Below are 17,101 nucleotides of genomic sequence, written 5' to 3' on the forward strand. Positions count from 1 at the left end.
GTGAACAATACAGACGATTAGGGGGATAAAAACGTGAACAAAAAAGTACTTTCCGTCTTATCGATTTTGACGCTGACAGGCTCCCTGTTGGCCGGCTGTGGCTCTTCCGCACCTCAGCAGCAGTCATCCAGCCCTGCGCCATCTGGCAATACGTCAGCTGCACCGGCAGCGCAGCAGCCTCAGTTGGAAGATTCGCTTGTCATCGCTGGCAACGGCGCTACTGTCGAGAAGCTGATGAAAGATGAGATTTTCAAAAAATTTAATGAGAAATATCCTAATGTCAAATTGACCTATGTATCGGGCGTATCCACGGAGATTGTAGCGAAGGTCAAAGCGCAAAAAGGCTCCCCGCAAATTGATATGACCGTCATCGAGGGAGGCGAGCAGGAAAAAGGCCGCGTAGAAGGCTTGTGGGAAATGCTGTCCGAAGATGACATTCCAAATATGAAAAATGTGCCGAAAGACCTCGAAGTGCGTGATTTCAGCGGTGTAACCGTCAACTTCACACCGATGGGGATCTCCTATAACAGCGAAATCGTGAAAGAGAAGAACTTGCCTGTCCCTACGTCCTGGAATGATCTGGCGAAACCAGAGGTAAAAGGCCACATCACCATGACCGATATCGCGAGCAACTTCGGACGCTCGACAACCATCATGCTGGCGTATGCCAACGGCGGTTCGGAGCAAAACATGGAGCCTGGATTCGAGAAATTGAAAACGATTGCAGGCTATATGCCAACCTTTGCCAAGAGTGCCGCACAGCTTCAGCAAAATCTGCAAAACAAGACTGCAGCCTATACCACCTGGACCATGGCCCGCAGCTTGACGCAAAAGGAAGCAGGACTGCCTTTGGAGTTCGTATTCCCAGCTGAGGGTGGCAACGTTGTACCGAACATCGCCACCATCGTGAAAAATGCCAAACATCCGCAAGCCGCAAAAGCATTCATTGATTTCCTATTGAGTGACGAAGTGCAGACGATGTATGCCAGCAAGCTGTATTACAATCCGGCTACTGCTGTGAAGCTGCCGGATGATGTTGCGAAAAAGCTTGAATTCGACCGCAGCAAAGTCGTAATTTTCGATTTGGAAGCCGTTGGTACGCAAACCCCAGCTTGGCTGGATCGCTTTAACAAGGAAATTGCTCCACACGTAGGAAAGTAGGTGCCACATTGGAAAAGATGATCGACGTTGAACTGCGGAACATCCAGAAGAAATTCCAAAACAACATCGTGGTTCATGACTTCAGCCTGCAGATCGAGAAAGGGGAGTTTATCTCCTTTCTTGGTCCTTCGGGATGCGGAAAGACGACCACGCTGAATATGATCGCAGGCTTTCTCGAACCGGATGAAGGCGATCTGCTGATCAAAGGAAAACGGATGAACGGGGTCCCTCCATACAAGAGGGAGCTGGGGATGGTGTTCCAGACCTATTCGCTGTTTCCCCATATGACAGTAGCGGAAAATATCGCCTACGGCCTAAAGCTGCGGAAGCAAAGCAAGGCAGAAATGCAGGAACGTGTGCAGCGTGTGCTCGACCTGGTGAAGCTGCCGAATGTCGCTGACCGTTATCCCAAGCAGTTATCCGGCGGGCAGCGCCAACGGATTGCAATCGCTCGTGCTTTGGTTATCGAGCCATCCCTGCTGCTGTTGGACGAGCCGCTCAGCAATCTGGACGCCAAGCTGCGTGAAGAACTGCGGGATGAACTGAAGCGTCTTCATCAGGAAATCGGGGTCACGACGATCTTTGTCACGCATGATCAGGAAGAGGCCCTGTCCTTGTCCGACCGGATTGTCGTGCTGAACCACGGCAGCGTGGAACAGATTGGCACACCGACTGAGATTTATCACAATCCGGCTTCGGAATTCGTGCATACGTTTATCGGCAAAACCAACCGGCTGCATGGCGTTGTCACCAAAGTGGAAGGCAATCGGATGAAGGTGCAGACAGACAAGGGTTTTGTGGTAAGCGCCCTCCAACCGGCAAAAGCGGTGCAAGAAGGGCAGCGTGTCACTGTCTTTATCCGTCCGGAAAAAATCGTTCTTTCCGCAGAGACAGCGCCAGCAGGTGTCAATCAGGCGAACGGGCAGCTTATGATGACATCGTTCTTGGGGGCGTTTACAGAATGTCAGGTGCAAGCGGGCGGTGAAATCCTGGACGTGAAGGTGCAGATGTTGGAAAAGCTCGCTGGCGTTACACCAGGCAGCTCCGTCCTGTGCCAGTGGCATGAAGAGGATGTGCTTGTCATGCCGGCAGAAGGGGATCGTCTATGAACAAAAGACTCCCCGTCCTGCTGCTAACAGCGCCCAGCATGATCATTCTGCTCGGTGTCTTTCTGCTTCCGATGCTGCTGATGTTTCTCTTAAGCTTTGAAAACGCGCAAGAGTCTTTTTCATTCGAAAACTATCTGCTGTTTGTGCAGGATCCGTTTTACGTTGAGATTTTATGGCGGACGATTCGAGTCAGTCTGTGGACGGTGCTGACCACGCTGGTGCTGGCTTTTCCGGTGGCGATGTACATGGCTCAAGCTACGGGAAAAATGCGGGGAATCATCACGATGCTCATCCTGGCTCCGCACTTGATCTCGGTCGTGATTCGCAACTTTGGCTGGGTGGTCGTGCTGGGCGAGGGCGGTTGGATCAATCAAATGCTGCTCTCGCTTGGCATTATCGATGAACCGCTGCGGCTGCTGTACAACGAACTGGGAGTCGTGATCGGTCTGACAGACTCTTTTATCGCCTATATGGTGCTCGCGATCGCGACCAGCTTGTACGCGATCGACCCCTCCTTGTCCAAGGCGGCCTCAATATTGGGGGCATCGCGGGTGCGGACGTTCTTCACCGTCACTCTGCCGCTGTGTGTGCCCGGTATTTTTGCTGGGGTCACACTGGTTTTTTCGCTGTCGATGAGCGCATTTGTCACACCGGCACTCATGGGGGGAACCTCTGTGAAGGTGCTCCCGGTGATCGCCTATGAACAAATCATGTCGACACTGAACTGGCCGTTAGGTGCGGCACTGGCCTTTCTGCTGCTTGGCAGTACGATCTTGCTTGTTTCCGCGTTTACGAAAATCGTGGAGACGAAGCGGTATAAAGAGGTGTTTGCATCATGAAAAAGATCAACATCCTCGCCGTGATTACGTGGATCGTACTGATTCTGGTCAATCTTCCGTTTCTGGTGATCATTCCAAGCTCCTTTACTGCAGCAGGCTTTCTGTCTTTTCCGCCGGAAGGGTTTTCCTGGCAATGGTACACCATGATTCTGGAGCGGCCTGAGTTTATCGATTCCTTGATCTTTAGTCTGGAGCTTGCCGCCGTGACGGCTGTGCTGGCTACGATTCTAGGGACGCTGGCAGCCATGGCGCTGCACCGTTACAAGTTTCGCGGAAGCGGGATCATCAACAGCCTGCTGCTGTCGCCGCTGACGGTGCCGTCCCTGATCATCGGGATCTCTGCATTGCTCTTTTTTACGAAGATCGGGATTGCCGGCACCTTCACGGGGCTGCTCTTGGCCCATGCGCTGATCTCGATCCCGTACGTGGTGCGATTGGTGCTGACAGGCTTGAGCACGTTTGACTACACCTTGGAAAAAGCGGGGTTTATGCTCGGGGCCAATCCGCTGCGCGTATTCTGGGATATCACACTGCCGCTGCTGCGCCCTGCAATCGTCTCGGGCATGATTTTTTCGTTCCTGACATCGTTTGACAATGTGACGGTTTCCTTGTTCTTAGTCGCTCCGGATACAACGACACTGCCTTTGGCGATCTTCAGCTACATGCAGGAAACATTGGATCCATTGGTGGCTTCCATCTCAACGGTAGTGATCCTCCTGAGTCTGGTCTTTATCATTCTGCTGGAAAAAGTATACGGACTCGAGCGACTGTTCGGCCTGAACTCGCAATCACATTAATGGAGATGACGCACCAACATGGCAATGGATATCCAAATCGAAGAAGAACAGATCAAGCATTTGCTGCAGCTGCTTGAGCAATGCGTCAATATGGACTCTCCATCAAAAGACAAACAGCTGGGTGACCGCATGGCCGATTGGTTTGCCAAACAGTTTGCCGCGCTCACAGGCGGGACCGTGGAGCGAATCCCCAATGCCACCTATGGGGATCAGCTCCGCTGCGTAATCGGAACGGGACCCAGACGAATCCTGATCCTCGGTCATTATGATACGGTCTGGAAGGAGGGGGAGGCGAGTAAGCGTCCCTTCTCCATGAAAGATGGCAGGGCATACGGACCCGGTGTCTATGATATGAAGGCAGGTGTCCTGCAGGCAATCTTCGCTCTCCGACTGTTGAAGGAAAAGGGGAGATTGCCGGCTGACAAGCAAATCGTGCTGCTGCTGAATTCGGATGAAGAGATCGGCAGTCCGACATCGCGGGCGGTGATCGAGCGGGAAGCGGAGCGAGCGGAAGCGGCCTTTGTGCTGGAGCCGCCGACGGAACCGACAGGAGCGCTCAAGACCTGGCGAAAAGGCAGCGCCCATTTCATTCTGGTCGTCGAAGGGATTTCCGCACATGCCGGAGTGGATCCGCAAAAGGGGGTATCCGCGATCGAGGAGCTCTCGCGGCAGATCCAATACTTGCACGCACTGACGGATTTTGAAAAGGGGACAACAGTGAATGTCGGTGTGATCAAAGGCGGGATCGGGGCCAATGTGATCGCGGATCATGCGGAAGCGGAGGTCGATGTGCGGATCATGACACTCCAAGAAGCCCAGCGCATCGAAGCGTTGATTCGCGGGCTGAAGCCGACGTTGCCAGGCACGAAGCTGACCGTCACCGGCGGCATTCGCAGACCGCCGATGCAGCGAACCGAGGCGACAGGCAAGCTGTTTGCTTTGGCCCAGCGCATCGCATGGGAAGAGCTCGGAATGGATCTGAGGGAATCCGGTACAGGCGGTGTTAGTGACGGGAATTTCGCGGCTGCCCGCGGCGTCCCTACACTCGATGGTCTCGGCGCCCAAGGAGCTTTTGCTCATTCACCGCAAGAGAACATAGAGCTGTCCAGTATCCCTAGCCGCATTTCGTTATTGGCTAGATTGCTGGAAGAATGTTAAGAAAGGCTTCAAAAGAGAGGGTCAACCAGTTTTTTTACTGGCTGACCCTTTTCATTTTGATGAGCGTATTTGCCTATTAAAACGGCAGCTCAGCAATCACCCGCGTCCCGGATGGCTGTAGATGATCTATGGTACAAGTCCCGCCCAATTCTGCTGCCCTCTCGCGAATAGAAAACAATCCGATCGTTTCCTTTGGGGAGTGCTTTGACTGGGCGCCAGACCCGTTATCGGTTACGGTGATTAATAACCGTTGAGTGGAAGAGATCTCCAGCCGCACGACGCAATGCAGCGCCGGAGCATGATGTACAACACTAGACAAGGCTTCCGTGACGATCCGGAAAGCTGCAACCTCTACAGCGGCTGGAAGGGGAGGAAGCTGCTGTGGTGTGACCAAATTGATCTTCGGCGTATGGGAACTTTCACGGTTATCAAACCGATTAGGAGTATTGCACAGCTCATGGATGCGTTCCTGGATGGCTCCGATTAACCCCAGCTCGTCGAGGGATGGGGGGCGTAAATCATGAACGAGCGTACGAATCTCGTCTACCATGGCACGGATCATGCTGCGAAAATCACTCAAGATTTCTACAGCAGTGTCTGGCGCTTCTCTCAAATACGATTCGGCCAGATCCACGCTTTTGGCAATATCAGCCAATCTCGGCGTAAGCTCATTATGGAGATTACGCCGTATTTCCCTTCGTTCCTCTTCACGTGCGTGAATCATTTTCTCACGCGAGTTTTGCAAATCCTCCGTCAGCAATCGGAGGCCTAGGGTCATGTTGACATTCTGGACAATGGGGCCAGCTTGTTGGAGCAGCACCGAGAGGAGTTTACCATCTTCTTTCGTAAATTGTTCTCCGCTTGAACGCGGAGATGCATAGATCGTGCCCACCGCATTGCCGCGATGAATGATCGGAAAGGACATCACATCGTCTGTTGGTTCACCTGCTGATGAGGCCAGCGTGTCCTGACCGTTTACATCGATTTCGATGGCGGTAAAGGGCAGTCGAAGAGCATCCTTGATTGTGTATACAACGACATCCAACATGGCTCTTGGCTCAATGGGCTTTACCAGTTGATCCCCCAGATCCGCCAGAACAGCGTAAGGATCGTCATGCCTTCCTTTCATCAGCCGATTGACCACTCGCTGCAAACGCTCTTTCATCGGAGAAAAGAGTACGGCGATGAGACCGGTCACGATCAAAGAGATGAAAATGTTGTCCTGTGTTTGGAACAAGCGGCTGAGATACTGAACAGATAAGGTATAAATTGCAATGATGCAAACAGAGAGGACAGTATAGACGATGGTTCGTTTGACGATCGGATCGATTTGCCATAATCGGTGGCGGAGGATGGCAAACGATAAGGTCAACGGGATGATTGACATAATCGAATAAAGAAGCACATTTAAAATTGCATACCATAACGGTCGCCATGCAAAAGCCGGATCAAAGAGGACACTCAATCCCGTCCAACAGAAAATGACAATGGCAACGCCATAAACTACCCATTTGGTCTGTTGGCGCTGTTCCGGGGTGGACATTTTTCGGTAGCGGGATATCTGCGTATAAGTGAGCAGAGACAAAGCGATTAGCAGAACAACTTCCTTGATGGATACCACCCATACATTTCCATTTATTTCCGCAGGGAGCAGGTTGCTGATGACAAATAATGAACAGGTTAGAAAAGTGATCTTCGTGATCCACCCCCGTTCAAAGGAGCCGTATGGGAATAAGAAAAAAAACAAGAAAAAGGTAGTCCAGCCAAGGGCTGATACGAGTTGATTGATTAGGTTCAACATCGGATGTCCAATCGATGCCACCCAGGTCAGCATCGGAAAGACAGTTCCAAACGAGATCAGCATGAGTGCCGCCAAGAGGCCAAGTGGTTCACGACGGCATTTGAAGAGAAGGATGGTAGCCGCCAGATAATAGATTGCGACGAGTGTGCAGTCGATTGCGACGAAAAGAAGAGCATAGCTTTCAGGGGTCAAACCATCCGCTGCCAATTGATTCACGGTAGTAGGCGGATAGTAAGGAGAGCAAGCCTTACCGATGCAGTTTTGCAATAATGAATCATAATAGCTTGGTATGCGTTGGAAAAAGAAAAACGCGATGAGCACGCATAGTGTGATGACGACGATCTGATAAGACAGCATATGACGGGTGATCGAACCCGATAAAGAAGGAGGGGCATCTCCAATTTCCGGTATTGCCATGGTATTCGTCCTTTCAAGTTGGTGGAGAGCGATACTTTCAATTACCAAAATATTATATCAATAGAATGCGATCACTTGAATATGGACCTGCACAAACATGTAGAATGCTGAATTCGAATTTTCCTATGGTTCCCATCGATATCATCCGCTTTTTCGAAAGAAGGCGCTGCTCTATAATGATGTTCATATTGCTGCAAGTAAGAATAAGGAGCGGGTAAAGATGTCGATAGCGGTCATTTACGGAGGAACCCGGCCAAATGGGAATACCGAGTATCTTGCCGAGCGTGCGGTAAAGGGGCTGGAAGCGGAGCGTATTATTTTGAAGGATTACACGATTCGTCCTATAGAGGACCTTCGGCACAGTGAACAGGGGTTTCAGCCGGTCGATGATGATTACGAAGCGGTCATTGACCGTATGTTGGCGCATGACACCATCATTTTTGCTACTCCGATTTATTGGTACGGCATGTCGGGACTGATGAAAAACTTTATCGATCGCTGGTCGCAGACATTGCGTGATGAAAAACGGCCGCACTTCCGAGAAAAGATGGCCGCCAAAACCGCCTATGTGATTGCAGTAGGAGGGGATGATGACTCGCACCTGAAAGGCCTGCCTCTGATTCAACAGTTTCAGCATATTTTCGGTTTCTTTGGGACGCGATATGACGGATATATTTTAGGGAAAGGGAACCGGCCTGGGGATGTCAGGAAGGATCAGCGAGCATTGTTGTTGGCGGAGCAGCTGCGGGAGAAATTGAGTCTCGCTGGCGAAAAGTAAAAAGGAACAAGCTGACAGTCCTTTATCGGGATGTCAGCTTGTTTTTTGCGTTAAAATTCATGTGAATGAAGTGATTTGTCTTATATCAAAGCTCCAGGGTCAACAGTAAAGGTAGATGGTTGCTGGGGAATGAGAGAATCGAAATAAAAACGCCAAAACCTACTGGGGTGAAGCGAAGTGAGGTAGGTTTTGGCTAGCGGTGCTCATGTGGATATTGTATTCTTATTCATTCATTCATTCATTCATCGTACAAGTTCAACCTTCATCGTTAACAATCAGATTCCCCAACAATAACCAACAAAATGAACAGGACCAGGATTAAAACAAAATCATCACAGTTTTTGAAAAGACCCATTGCGTTTCAGCCCCTTGTAATAATTTCGGTAGGTACATTACACACTATGAGAAGCCTATAAGATGCTCTTTAGGTAAGAGACTAATTCTTAAAAATAAAGGCAAATACACAATATTGCCCGTAATATTCGCTTCGGTTTTTTTTATTGGCAAGCCTTGAGGAATACCGCCCACCGCCCGAAACGCAAAAAAGCTGTCTTGGAATCAGCTTCATGACCCCTAGACAGCTTTTTATTGTGCCCGATTTACTTGTACAAAATATCATCTTTCAATGTCGCGACTTTGGCTAATGCTGCGTTTATATCCTCTTGTCCGATATTATGACGGCGAAGCGCTTCGGTCAGATGATCGACAATCGCTTGGAAATGATTTTCCTGCAGATTCATTCCGGTATGTACTTTCGCCATAGAACCGCCTGTATATTGATTGGGACCACCCAGAGCGAAGCTGATAAATTTTGTCTGATGCTTGCGCTGCTTTTCCATATCGGTGTTTTCAAAGAAATGATTCACGGTCGGATCAGCCAGGATGAGATCGTAAAAAGTATCGACGACTTTGCTGATCGCCTCCTCGCCACCCAATTTTTCGTAAAGAGATGTTTGCGTAGGCATGGTAAAACTTCCTTTCCCCATTCGTAGTTGTCGGTGTCAAAAAACGACTCATTGCATGCGTTTGATTTCATCCAGCAGCTGCTGTGTCCGCTTGGCATTCCCTTCCGCAAAATTTTGCAGACGGACTTTCAAGTCTTCATTGTCGTGGATTCGATCGGCTGTAATCAGATAGGTGCGCATCAACTCATTTTCCATGCTCAGCGATGCTTTCAAGGTTTCGAGCAAGACAGTCGGTTCGATGGTTCGCTGTGGATCAGCCTGATGATCGACTTGGTGGCTCACGATGCTCCCTCCCTCTCAATAGTAGGAGTGTGCCACGGCTAGAAGGCCATTATGCAAAACGTGGATCGTCTGCTTGCATTTCCATGCTGCGGAACTTGATGATTTCAATCGCGAGCTGGTGAATCGCTTTTTGCGGGTCTGATATGTCAATGGCGATCTCCTTTTTACATTCGCATTTCAAGCTGTACAGAGTCGCATTGACAACCGTTTCATGTATGGTTAACCCTTTATAAAAGGGGTATTCGCATTGGAAAAACAGATCTTTCACTTCAGAAAGGGTCATGTCAATTCCACTCCATCAGAAAGAATAATCAAATGATATCAAGTTCGAAGAGGATTTTCTGTGATCAAAATCACACTTTTTATAGCCGCCAACTCAACCTGAATAGTGACCAACCTCACAACGGCAGGGTAAGGTCATCAGATAGACTGGGTTTATCGCTTGAAAGCGCAGAAAAGAGGGGAGAAACAATGGGCGCGATCAAACAGCAGAGCTATCAACCGCCGGGAAAACCGAACAGCGGAATCTTTACTCCGGAGCAGCTGCACTTGTTGGAAAGCAAGATGACCTTCCGGAAAATGACGAAGGGTACTTTTCTGTTTCGCGAGGGGGATCGGGCAGATTATCTGTACTTTATCGAGACAGGCAAGGTGAAAGTCATGAAGCCGATTGAAGACGGATGTCTGGTGGTCCTGCATTTGCTGGAAAGCGGAGATCTGTACGGCGAATTGAATGAGTGGGGGAGAGTCAGTCACGGCTTTGCGGCAGAGGTCACGCATGACGGGATGGTGGGCATGATCCGGCAGAAGGATTTGTTTGCCTTGCTGCAGGAGCATCATGAACTGGCTGTTCGTTTTGTGAATTGGGCGGGACTCATCAACCGGATTACCCAATTCAAGCTGCGCGATCTGTTCCTTTATGGAAAGCTGGGGGCGCTGTGCTCCGTGTTAATCCGACTGTCACGGACGGTAGGCCAACCAGCTGGTGATGGCGTACGGATCGCCCGCAAATACACCAATACCGATCTCGCGCAGTTGATCGGTTCAACACGGGAAGGTGTCAATCGCATGCTGGGCAAGCTGAAACGGTCGAAAGTGGTCACGATCGAGCAAGGCTATATCACCATCCGGGATATCGAATTTTTAAAGGAAATTTGCCAATGCCGGAATTGTCCCAATGAAGTGTGCCGCTTATAGCGTGCGGGTGTGATTTTCGTCACCTCGCAGCATCCCGCTCCGTCCCATAATGAAGACAGGGAGCATGAGCGGCTCCCAGTAGAGGAAAGGGGTTTTTCGCATGAGATGCAGCATTCATGGAGACCACATCACCATTACGCCTGCGTTAAAAGAGTACGTTGAAAACAAGGTAGGGCGTCTTGAAAAATTTGATCTGCTGACAGATGCGGACGATTGTCGGGTGACGCTGCGTGTAACGAAGAAAAAACATACGGTGGAAGTGACCATCCCGGCAGGAAACACCATGTTTCGGGCGGAGGAATCCTCGGAAGACATGTATGCTTCTGTAGATCTGGTCACCGATAAATTAAACCGCATGATTCGCAAATATAAAGATCGTATGGAAAGCCAGAATCGAAAAGCCGCGGCCCAGCCTCTGCCCACGGCTCCTGTGCACGAAGAGGAGGATGCAGACCAACTCGTGCGGATCAAGAAGTTTGAGTATAAGCCCATGGACGTGGAAGAAGCGATCATGCAGATGGATTTGATCGGTCATACCTTTTTCATCTTTACCAATGCCGAAAATGGCCAAGTAAACGTGGTATACAAGCGGAATGATGGGGGCTACGGACTGATTGAGCAAGGGGTTTGATAAAGCTCGAACCGGCCCGGGAACGTTTGAGCTTCATCGTGACAAAAGCGGAGGAGGAGTCCTTCGCTTTTTCTATTGCGAAAAAACAAAGTGGATTGGATCCAGATCAATCATTCCTTGAAAAAACGGACGAAAACGTGCTGGTCTTGTGAGAATAATCACAACCAGGGGCATTGCCGGCAGGTAAGATAAAGTCATGAAACACCACTTCAAAGCGAGAGCACGGACTTTATCACAATCATACAGGACGATAACGGGTCGGGTGGGGTTTCGCACAAGGGGAGCATACCCCGATAAGAGGTGCACAAATAGTTTTAGTTATGTGATTTTATTCACAAAATGAGCGGTTCAAGAAACGCTCGATGGCGTACAAAAGCACGTAGAAAGGTTGGGGAACATGATGGCAAGAATTACGAAATGGGAACCGGAAAATGAACAGTTCTGGAAGAAAGAAGGCAAACGCCACGCTACGCGAAACTTATGGATTTCTGTCCCATCGCTCATGCTGGCGTTTATCGTCTGGCAGATCTGGTCGGTTGTAGCGGTAAGATTGAATGATATCGGATTTTCGTTTACAGAGGAGCAGTTGTTCACCTTGGCAGCGGTTCCGGGGTTGGTAGGGGCTACACTTCGTTTCATTTACACTTTCGCCGTAGGCAAGTTCGGAGGGAGAAACTGGACCGTGATCTCGACGGCGGTACTGGCGGTTCCTGCGCTCGGGATCGGGTTTGCCGTGCAGGATCCAACCACCCCGTATTCCGTGATGTTGCTTCTGGCAGCGCTCTGCGGTCTCGGCGGAGGGAACTTCTCCTCGTCTCTGGCGAACATCAGCTTCTTTTATCCGAAAAAGGAAAAAGGAACGGCGCTCGGCATTAACGGCGGTCTCGGAAACATGGGTGTGTCGGTGGTCCAATTCGTCACTCCGCTGATTATTACCACAGGTACCTTTGCCTTCATCGGCGGCGACGGGCTGATGCTGAAAAACGGTCAGGAGCTTTGGCTGCAAAACGCCGCTTTCATCTGGGTCATTCCCGTACTGGTCATGACGGTCATCGCCTACTTCGGCATGGATAATCTGCCTGGCACCAAGCAATCGGTCGCAGAGCAATTTGTGATTGTGAAACGGAAGCACACCTGGATTATGACTTGGCTGTATGTCGCCACTTTCGGTTCTTTCATCGGGTACTCGGCAGCATTCCCGCTGTTGCTCAAGTCGCAATTCCCTGAATATGTATCGTTGGCCTTCCTCGGTGCTTTTGTGGCAGCGGCAGCCCGTCCGGCAGGCGGGTGGATCTCCGATAAATTCGGCGGGGCCCGTGTAACAAGCGTTGTACTATTCATCATGGGGCTGGGCGCTTTCTCCGTCATCTATTTCATCAATCAGCATGATTTTGCCGGATTCCTGACCGCTTTCCTGGTACTGTTTTTGGCAGCAGGGATAGGCTCAGGCTCGACCTTCCAGATGATCCCTTACATTTTCCCGCCAAAAGAAGCGGCGCCAGTACTCGGCTTCACAGCTGCCTTCGCAGCATATGGCTCCTTCTTCATCCCGAAACTGTTTGGCTGGTCGGTGAAAGCGACAGGAACTCCTGTCACAGCGCTTTACTTCTTTATCGCCTTCTACTTCGTTTCGATCCTGCTGAACTGGTACTACTACCAAAGCAGAAAAGCGGAGCATACAAGCTTTGTCATGGCAAAGGAAACCAATGCCTAATCACAACGGGAAGCGGAATGGGACCTCAGTCCATTCCGCTTTTTCTCATTCTTTGTACACGGAAGCTTCATGCTATCCCCCTTCTTATAATCTTGGAGCGTTTGGTCTTCAAAAAAATGGAAAGCCATGTATAATGGACGATATACCTTTTTCAAGCAGAACCAAAGGGGTTTTAGAGGGGAAAGATAGGCATGTCCAAAGCCGACAATATGCTGTCGATTTTATGGCTGTTAAAAACGAAGAAAAAGATAACCGCCAAGCAGCTGGCGGAAACTTTAGAGATCAACATTCGCACGGTCTATCGATACATCGACGCACTCTGCGCCAGCGGGGTTCCGATCATCTCGGATGCTGGACACAATGGCGGCTACAGCCTGCTTCATGAATTTACAGAAGCGCCGTTATTTTTTGACATGGAGGAGCAAAAGGCTCTTACCCATGCCGCGAAGTTTGCCAAAGAGGCGGGATATCCGCACGGGGAGGCATTGGATCGGGCTATAGCCAAACTCCGCAAGTATACCAGCCAAGAGCAGCAAAACATGATAAACCGCCATATCGTAGGCTTTGATGTCATTCATCCGCCAACCGACACCGCCTTGGAACAGAAGCTGCAAGAGCTGGAAATGGCGGTAGGGAACGAACGGACGCTCACGATGGCGTACCACAAAGGAATGGCTACCGCTCCACAGACCCGACAGATCGATCCATATGGGCTGGTCTACTGGAAAAACAATTGGTATCTCGTCGCTTACTGCCATCTACGCGGGGAGATTCGCAGCTTTCGGGCGGATCGAATTCGCACGTTATCCGCGACAGACGGAACGTTCACAAGGCCTGAAGGATTTTCGGCCCGACACTTTTTTCTGAGCAGATTGCTGCCCGATCTGGACAACAGGGAGCAGCTGATTCCGGTTACGATTCATGCGAAGGAAGCAGCGCTGAATGATCTATGTGACCATTGGCTATTTGGTCACGGATTGATAGAGCGCAGCGAACAGCGGGCGCAATTTTTACTGCAAAAAGAATCCGTCCTTTACTACGTGCCATACATTCTCGTTGGTTATGGAAAATCCATTAAAAAAGTAGAACCGCAAATGCTGAAGGAAAAAATGGTCGAGCTTACCGCTGAGCTGTACGCCTATTATTCTGCTGAAACCGAACTTCACTGACCGTAGTTGTCAGTGAAGTTCATCTATGATCAAGATAAATCATTCGAGGAGGGATGTTCTTGAAGCTGTATGGCATCCGCTTGCTGGTCTCGGATTTTAAGCAAAGTGTCGCGTTTTATCGGGATATCCTCGAAATTCCACTAGAATGGTATGTGGAGGAGGCAGAGTATGCCAATTTCAATACGGGGGAGGCAAAAATCGAGATCATGACACGAAAAACGATGGCGGATGCGCTTGGCGAAGCCTATGAGCGAGCCACAGCGAAAATCCCGACAAGCGTCGTGCTCGATTTTGGCGCGGAGGACATCGATGCGAGATACGAATATTTGCGGCAAAAAGGGGTCTCATTCCTGAAGGAGCCGCATAATCGCGAGGATTGGGGCGCACGCGTCGCCCACCTGCGCGATCCCGATGGCAACACCATCGAGCTTTATCAATTGCTTTGACATGAGGGAGGAAATAAGAATGAAGGAAGTATTGATCTTTGTAACGGATGGATTTGCCGATTGGGAAGCCAGCTATGTGAGCGCAGAGCTGAACAAGCCAGAGAGCGGTTATCAGGTGAAGACGATTGCGATTGATGCTGGGCCCAAGAAATCGATGGGTGGCTTGACCGTATTGCCCGATTATGTGCTCGAGGGGTATGCGGTCCATGACCAGCTTGCCATGCTGATCCTCCCGGGTGGAACGGGATGGGGGGAAGAAAAAAATCAGCAGGCCAAAAAGTTGGTTGCGCAATGTGTGGCTCACAGCGTGCCGGTGGCAGCGATTTGCGATGCGACCACGTTTTTGGGGAGACATGGGTTTCTCGATGATCAGCCTCATACCGGAAACTCGTTGCCGTATTTGCAAGCAAATGCCCCCGAATATCAGGGACAATCCCATTATATCGAGGCGCAATCGGTATCGGAGGGCAATCTGATCACCGCGAATGGAAGCGCGGCGGTCGAGTTTGGCAAACAGATCCTCGAGCGATTGCAGGTGCTGAAACAAGATGAGCTGGAACAATGGTTTGCCATTTTCAAGCATGGGTACGTCCAGGCTTGAACCGATAAAGGGGGAATCGACTGTCATGCACAAAGCGATCAAGCTTTATGATTTTCACACATGGGCCAATCAGAAATTCTTTCAACACTTGAAGGAGCTGCCTGAATCAGTCATCCACGGAGAGGTAAAAAGCGTGTTTTCCTCGCTGCATGAAGGATTGGTCCACATTCTCATGATCGATCAGGTATGGTTGTACGCCATACAAGGCAAAAGCTTTGAAGAGATTCGTACGGCATCCGGCCAGCTGGCGGGTGAAGCAAAAGGAAAAGGGCTGGATGAATTGGAACGGCTCTATCATTCGGTGAAAGAGAAGTACCTAGCCTATTTCGATCAGCAAGCCGATCTGGATGCGCATACTTCAGTGAGCCACCCGGTTTATGGAACTCTGCAGGCAAGCTACGCGGATCTTATCCAGCATGTCGTCAATCATGGTACATACCATCGCGGCAATCTGACTGCGATGCTGCGGCAAATGGGACATACAGGCGTCCCCACCGATTATATCTTCTACCTGTATGAGTCCAGCAGGTAAGGAAATTCCGAAACGCTTATCGTTGGAGATAGGCGTTTTTTCTTTCGACAAGGTTATTGACTTTGAGTGCACTCGAAATCGTATACTTTCCACATCGAGGAGGTGGAAGCTGATGGAAAATGCATTAACCATCCAACAGGTAGCGGAGCGCACCGGATTGACTGTCCATACGCTGCGCTACTACGAACGGGTTGGACTGATGGATCATGTAGCCAGAGCGTCCAATGGACACCGGCGTTACACGGAAAATGATCTGGATTGGATCAGTTTTCTCCAGTGCTTGCGGGCAACCAATATGCCGATCGCGGAGATGAAGCAATTCTTCAATTTGGCGCAATTGGGAAAAACCAATTACACAGAACGGAGGCAGCTGCTCGAGCTTCATGCAAAACGAATGCGTGATCAGTTGGAGCAAATCCAGAAGACGATGGCGTATCTCGACAAGAAAGTGGCTTACTACCGGAAAAAGGAAAGTGAGCTGCTGCAGCAAACCGGAGAACTTCGTACGCAATAGAAAAGGGAGGGAACGGGTGATGAAATCGGTGAATTTGGGCAATTCCGGGATGGAAGTAAGTGCCATGAGTCTGGGATGCATGTATTTCGGAACCAAATTGAACGAGGGCGATTCCTTTGCGCTGTTAGATCACTATTACGAAGCCGGGGGACGCTTTTTGGATACGGCAAACAATTATGCGATTTGGGCGGAAGGAGGCCGGGGAGGCGAAAGCGAAGCCGCTGTCGGACAATGGCTGAAGGAGCGGGGGAATCGACATGAAATGGTGATCGCCACCAAGGTGGGAGCGATGCCGACGATTCCGGGAACTGGCCTCGAGCACGTGGAAGGCCTGTCTGCCAAAGCGATTGAAAAGGCGGTCGATGAAAGCCTGATACGTTTGGGTACCGACTATATCGATCTGTATTATGCGCATATTGATGACCGACAGACACGGCTGGAAGAGACACTGGAAGCATTTGATCGTCTGGTCCGAGCGGGCAAGGTCAGACAGATCGGGTGCAGCAACATGATGACGTGGCGGATCGAGCAAGCGAAACATATCAGCCACTCCAATGGCTGGGCAGCGTATTGCTGCGTGCAGCAGCGCTACTCGTACCTGCGTCCGAAGGCAGGAGCTGATTTCGGTTTGCAGGTAGTGGCGGGCCAGGAATTGTTGGATTATTGCAAAACAAATGAGGATATGACACTAGTCGCGTACTCACCGCTTTTGCATGGGGCGTACACAGACAATCTCGCAAAATATCCGGTGAAATATGTGACGCTGGACAATGATGCGCGTTATGCGACTTTGGAAAAAGTGGCGCAGGAAAAAGGCGCAACCAAAAATCAAGTCGTACTGGCATGGATGCTGCAGAGCACTCCCCGTGTCATTCCGGTCATCGGAGTAAGTACGCTGGAGCAGCTGCAAGAGAATTTGGGAGCTTTCCATGTGGAGCTGAGTGCAGCAGAAATGAAAGAATTAAATGAAGCGATGGCATGATGTTGATG

General features: G+C 50.2%; 20 protein-coding genes. 15 read left to right on the top strand and 5 right to left on the bottom strand.

The features are described 5' to 3' along the window. The first annotated feature begins 33 nt into the window (after positions 1–33). Genes EIZ37_RS01365 through EIZ37_RS01385 form a run of 5 tightly spaced genes read left to right on the top strand, consistent with a single transcriptional unit; the run spans position 34 to position 5,064 of the window. Positions 34–1,161, top strand: coding sequence for an ABC transporter substrate-binding protein (locus EIZ37_RS01365; RefSeq protein WP_134682750.1), 1,128 nt, complete (start codon positions 34–36; stop codon positions 1,159–1,161). 8 nt (positions 1,162–1,169) lie between these two features. Next, positions 1,170–2,270 carry an ABC transporter ATP-binding protein gene (locus EIZ37_RS01370; RefSeq protein WP_134682751.1) on the top strand — a complete coding sequence of 367 codons (1,101 nt, stop codon included), beginning with the start codon at positions 1,170–1,172 and terminating at the stop codon, positions 2,268–2,270. After that, positions 2,267–3,109, top strand: coding sequence for an ABC transporter permease (locus tag EIZ37_RS01375; RefSeq protein WP_134682752.1), 843 nt, complete (start codon positions 2,267–2,269; stop codon positions 3,107–3,109). The genes EIZ37_RS01370 and EIZ37_RS01375 overlap by 4 nt, the downstream gene beginning before the upstream one ends. Continuing rightward, positions 3,106–3,906: an ABC transporter permease gene (locus tag EIZ37_RS01380; RefSeq protein WP_134682753.1), complete on the top strand. Its 801-nt coding sequence runs from the start codon at positions 3,106–3,108 to the stop codon at positions 3,904–3,906. Before EIZ37_RS01375 ends, EIZ37_RS01380 begins: the two co-directional genes overlap by 4 nt. A 24-nt stretch (positions 3,907–3,930) precedes the next feature. Further along, on the top strand, positions 3,931–5,064 hold the full coding sequence (locus EIZ37_RS01385; RefSeq protein WP_407921106.1) for a M20 family metallopeptidase: 1,134 nt from the start codon (positions 3,931–3,933) through the stop codon (positions 5,062–5,064). A gap of 76 nt (positions 5,065–5,140) precedes the next feature. Here EIZ37_RS01385 and EIZ37_RS01390 read toward each other — a convergent pair whose 3' ends face one another. Then, positions 5,141–7,282, bottom strand: coding sequence for a GAF domain-containing sensor histidine kinase (locus EIZ37_RS01390; RefSeq protein ID WP_134682755.1), 2,142 nt, complete (start codon positions 7,280–7,282; stop codon positions 5,141–5,143). Between the two features lie 220 nt (positions 7,283–7,502). On the opposite strand from EIZ37_RS01390, the gene EIZ37_RS01395 reads away from it, so the two are divergent. Beyond that, positions 7,503–8,060, top strand: coding sequence for a flavodoxin family protein (locus EIZ37_RS01395; protein WP_134682756.1), 558 nt, complete (start codon positions 7,503–7,505; stop codon positions 8,058–8,060). A 268-nt stretch (positions 8,061–8,328) separates the two neighbouring features. On the opposite strand, the gene EIZ37_RS26675 is transcribed toward EIZ37_RS01395, so the two are convergent. The 4 genes from EIZ37_RS26675 to EIZ37_RS01415 form a co-directional block, all read right to left on the bottom strand. Further along, a complete protein-coding gene (locus tag EIZ37_RS26675) occupies positions 8,329–8,415 on the bottom strand; it encodes a YjcZ family sporulation protein (RefSeq protein ID WP_134682890.1) in 87 nt (28 codons plus the stop codon). 244 nt (positions 8,416–8,659) lie between these two features. Beyond that, complete coding sequence (locus EIZ37_RS01405) at positions 8,660–9,025, bottom strand: group I truncated hemoglobin (protein ID WP_134682757.1); 366 nt, start codon at positions 9,023–9,025, stop codon at positions 8,660–8,662. A gap of 48 nt (positions 9,026–9,073) precedes the next feature. Further along, on the bottom strand, positions 9,074–9,307 hold the full coding sequence (locus EIZ37_RS01410) for a hypothetical protein (protein WP_235827854.1): 234 nt from the start codon (positions 9,305–9,307) through the stop codon (positions 9,074–9,076). 49 nt (positions 9,308–9,356) lie between these two features. Continuing rightward, complete coding sequence (locus EIZ37_RS01415; protein ID WP_134682758.1) at positions 9,357–9,590, bottom strand: hypothetical protein; 234 nt, start codon at positions 9,588–9,590, stop codon at positions 9,357–9,359. A 188-nt stretch (positions 9,591–9,778) separates the two neighbouring features. On the opposite strand from EIZ37_RS01415, the gene EIZ37_RS01420 reads away from it, so the two are divergent. The 9 genes from EIZ37_RS01420 to EIZ37_RS01460 all read left to right on the top strand — a co-directional run bounded on the left by EIZ37_RS01420 (position 9,779) and on the right by EIZ37_RS01460 (position 17,093). Further along, positions 9,779–10,504, top strand: coding sequence for a Crp/Fnr family transcriptional regulator (locus EIZ37_RS01420; RefSeq protein WP_167568592.1), 726 nt, complete (start codon positions 9,779–9,781; stop codon positions 10,502–10,504). Positions 10,505–10,604: 100 nt separating this feature from the next. After that, a complete protein-coding gene (hpf, locus tag EIZ37_RS01425; protein ID WP_134682760.1) occupies positions 10,605–11,135 on the top strand; it encodes a ribosome hibernation-promoting factor, HPF/YfiA family in 531 nt (176 codons plus the stop codon). 400 nt (positions 11,136–11,535) lie between these two features. After that, positions 11,536–12,849 (top strand): NarK family nitrate/nitrite MFS transporter, encoded by a 1,314-nt coding sequence (locus tag EIZ37_RS01430; protein ID WP_134682892.1) that lies wholly within the window; start codon positions 11,536–11,538, stop codon positions 12,847–12,849. Between the two features lie 191 nt (positions 12,850–13,040). After that, complete coding sequence (locus EIZ37_RS01435; RefSeq protein ID WP_134682761.1) at positions 13,041–14,018, top strand: helix-turn-helix transcriptional regulator; 978 nt, start codon at positions 13,041–13,043, stop codon at positions 14,016–14,018. A gap of 53 nt (positions 14,019–14,071) precedes the next feature. Further along, positions 14,072–14,464 carry a VOC family protein gene (locus EIZ37_RS01440; RefSeq protein ID WP_235827855.1) on the top strand — a complete coding sequence of 131 codons (393 nt, stop codon included), beginning with the start codon at positions 14,072–14,074 and terminating at the stop codon, positions 14,462–14,464. Positions 14,465–14,483: 19 nt separating this feature from the next. Beyond that, positions 14,484–15,065 carry a type 1 glutamine amidotransferase family protein gene (locus tag EIZ37_RS01445; RefSeq protein WP_134682763.1) on the top strand — a complete coding sequence of 194 codons (582 nt, stop codon included), beginning with the start codon at positions 14,484–14,486 and terminating at the stop codon, positions 15,063–15,065. Positions 15,066–15,090: 25 nt separating this feature from the next. After that, on the top strand, positions 15,091–15,597 hold the full coding sequence (locus tag EIZ37_RS01450) for a DinB family protein (RefSeq protein ID WP_235827856.1): 507 nt from the start codon (positions 15,091–15,093) through the stop codon (positions 15,595–15,597). Positions 15,598–15,709: 112 nt separating this feature from the next. Beyond that, a complete protein-coding gene (locus tag EIZ37_RS01455) occupies positions 15,710–16,111 on the top strand; it encodes a MerR family transcriptional regulator (protein WP_167568594.1) in 402 nt (133 codons plus the stop codon). A gap of 19 nt (positions 16,112–16,130) precedes the next feature. After that, positions 16,131–17,093, top strand: a complete 963-nt coding sequence (locus EIZ37_RS01460) for an aldo/keto reductase (protein WP_134682765.1) — start codon at positions 16,131–16,133, stop codon at positions 17,091–17,093. The last annotated feature ends 8 nt before the right edge of the window (positions 17,094–17,101 follow it).

This window comes from Brevibacillus migulae, from assembly GCF_004521915.1.
In the GTDB taxonomy this organism is placed as follows: Bacteria; Bacillota; Bacilli; order Brevibacillales; family Brevibacillaceae; genus Brevibacillus_F; species Brevibacillus_F migulae.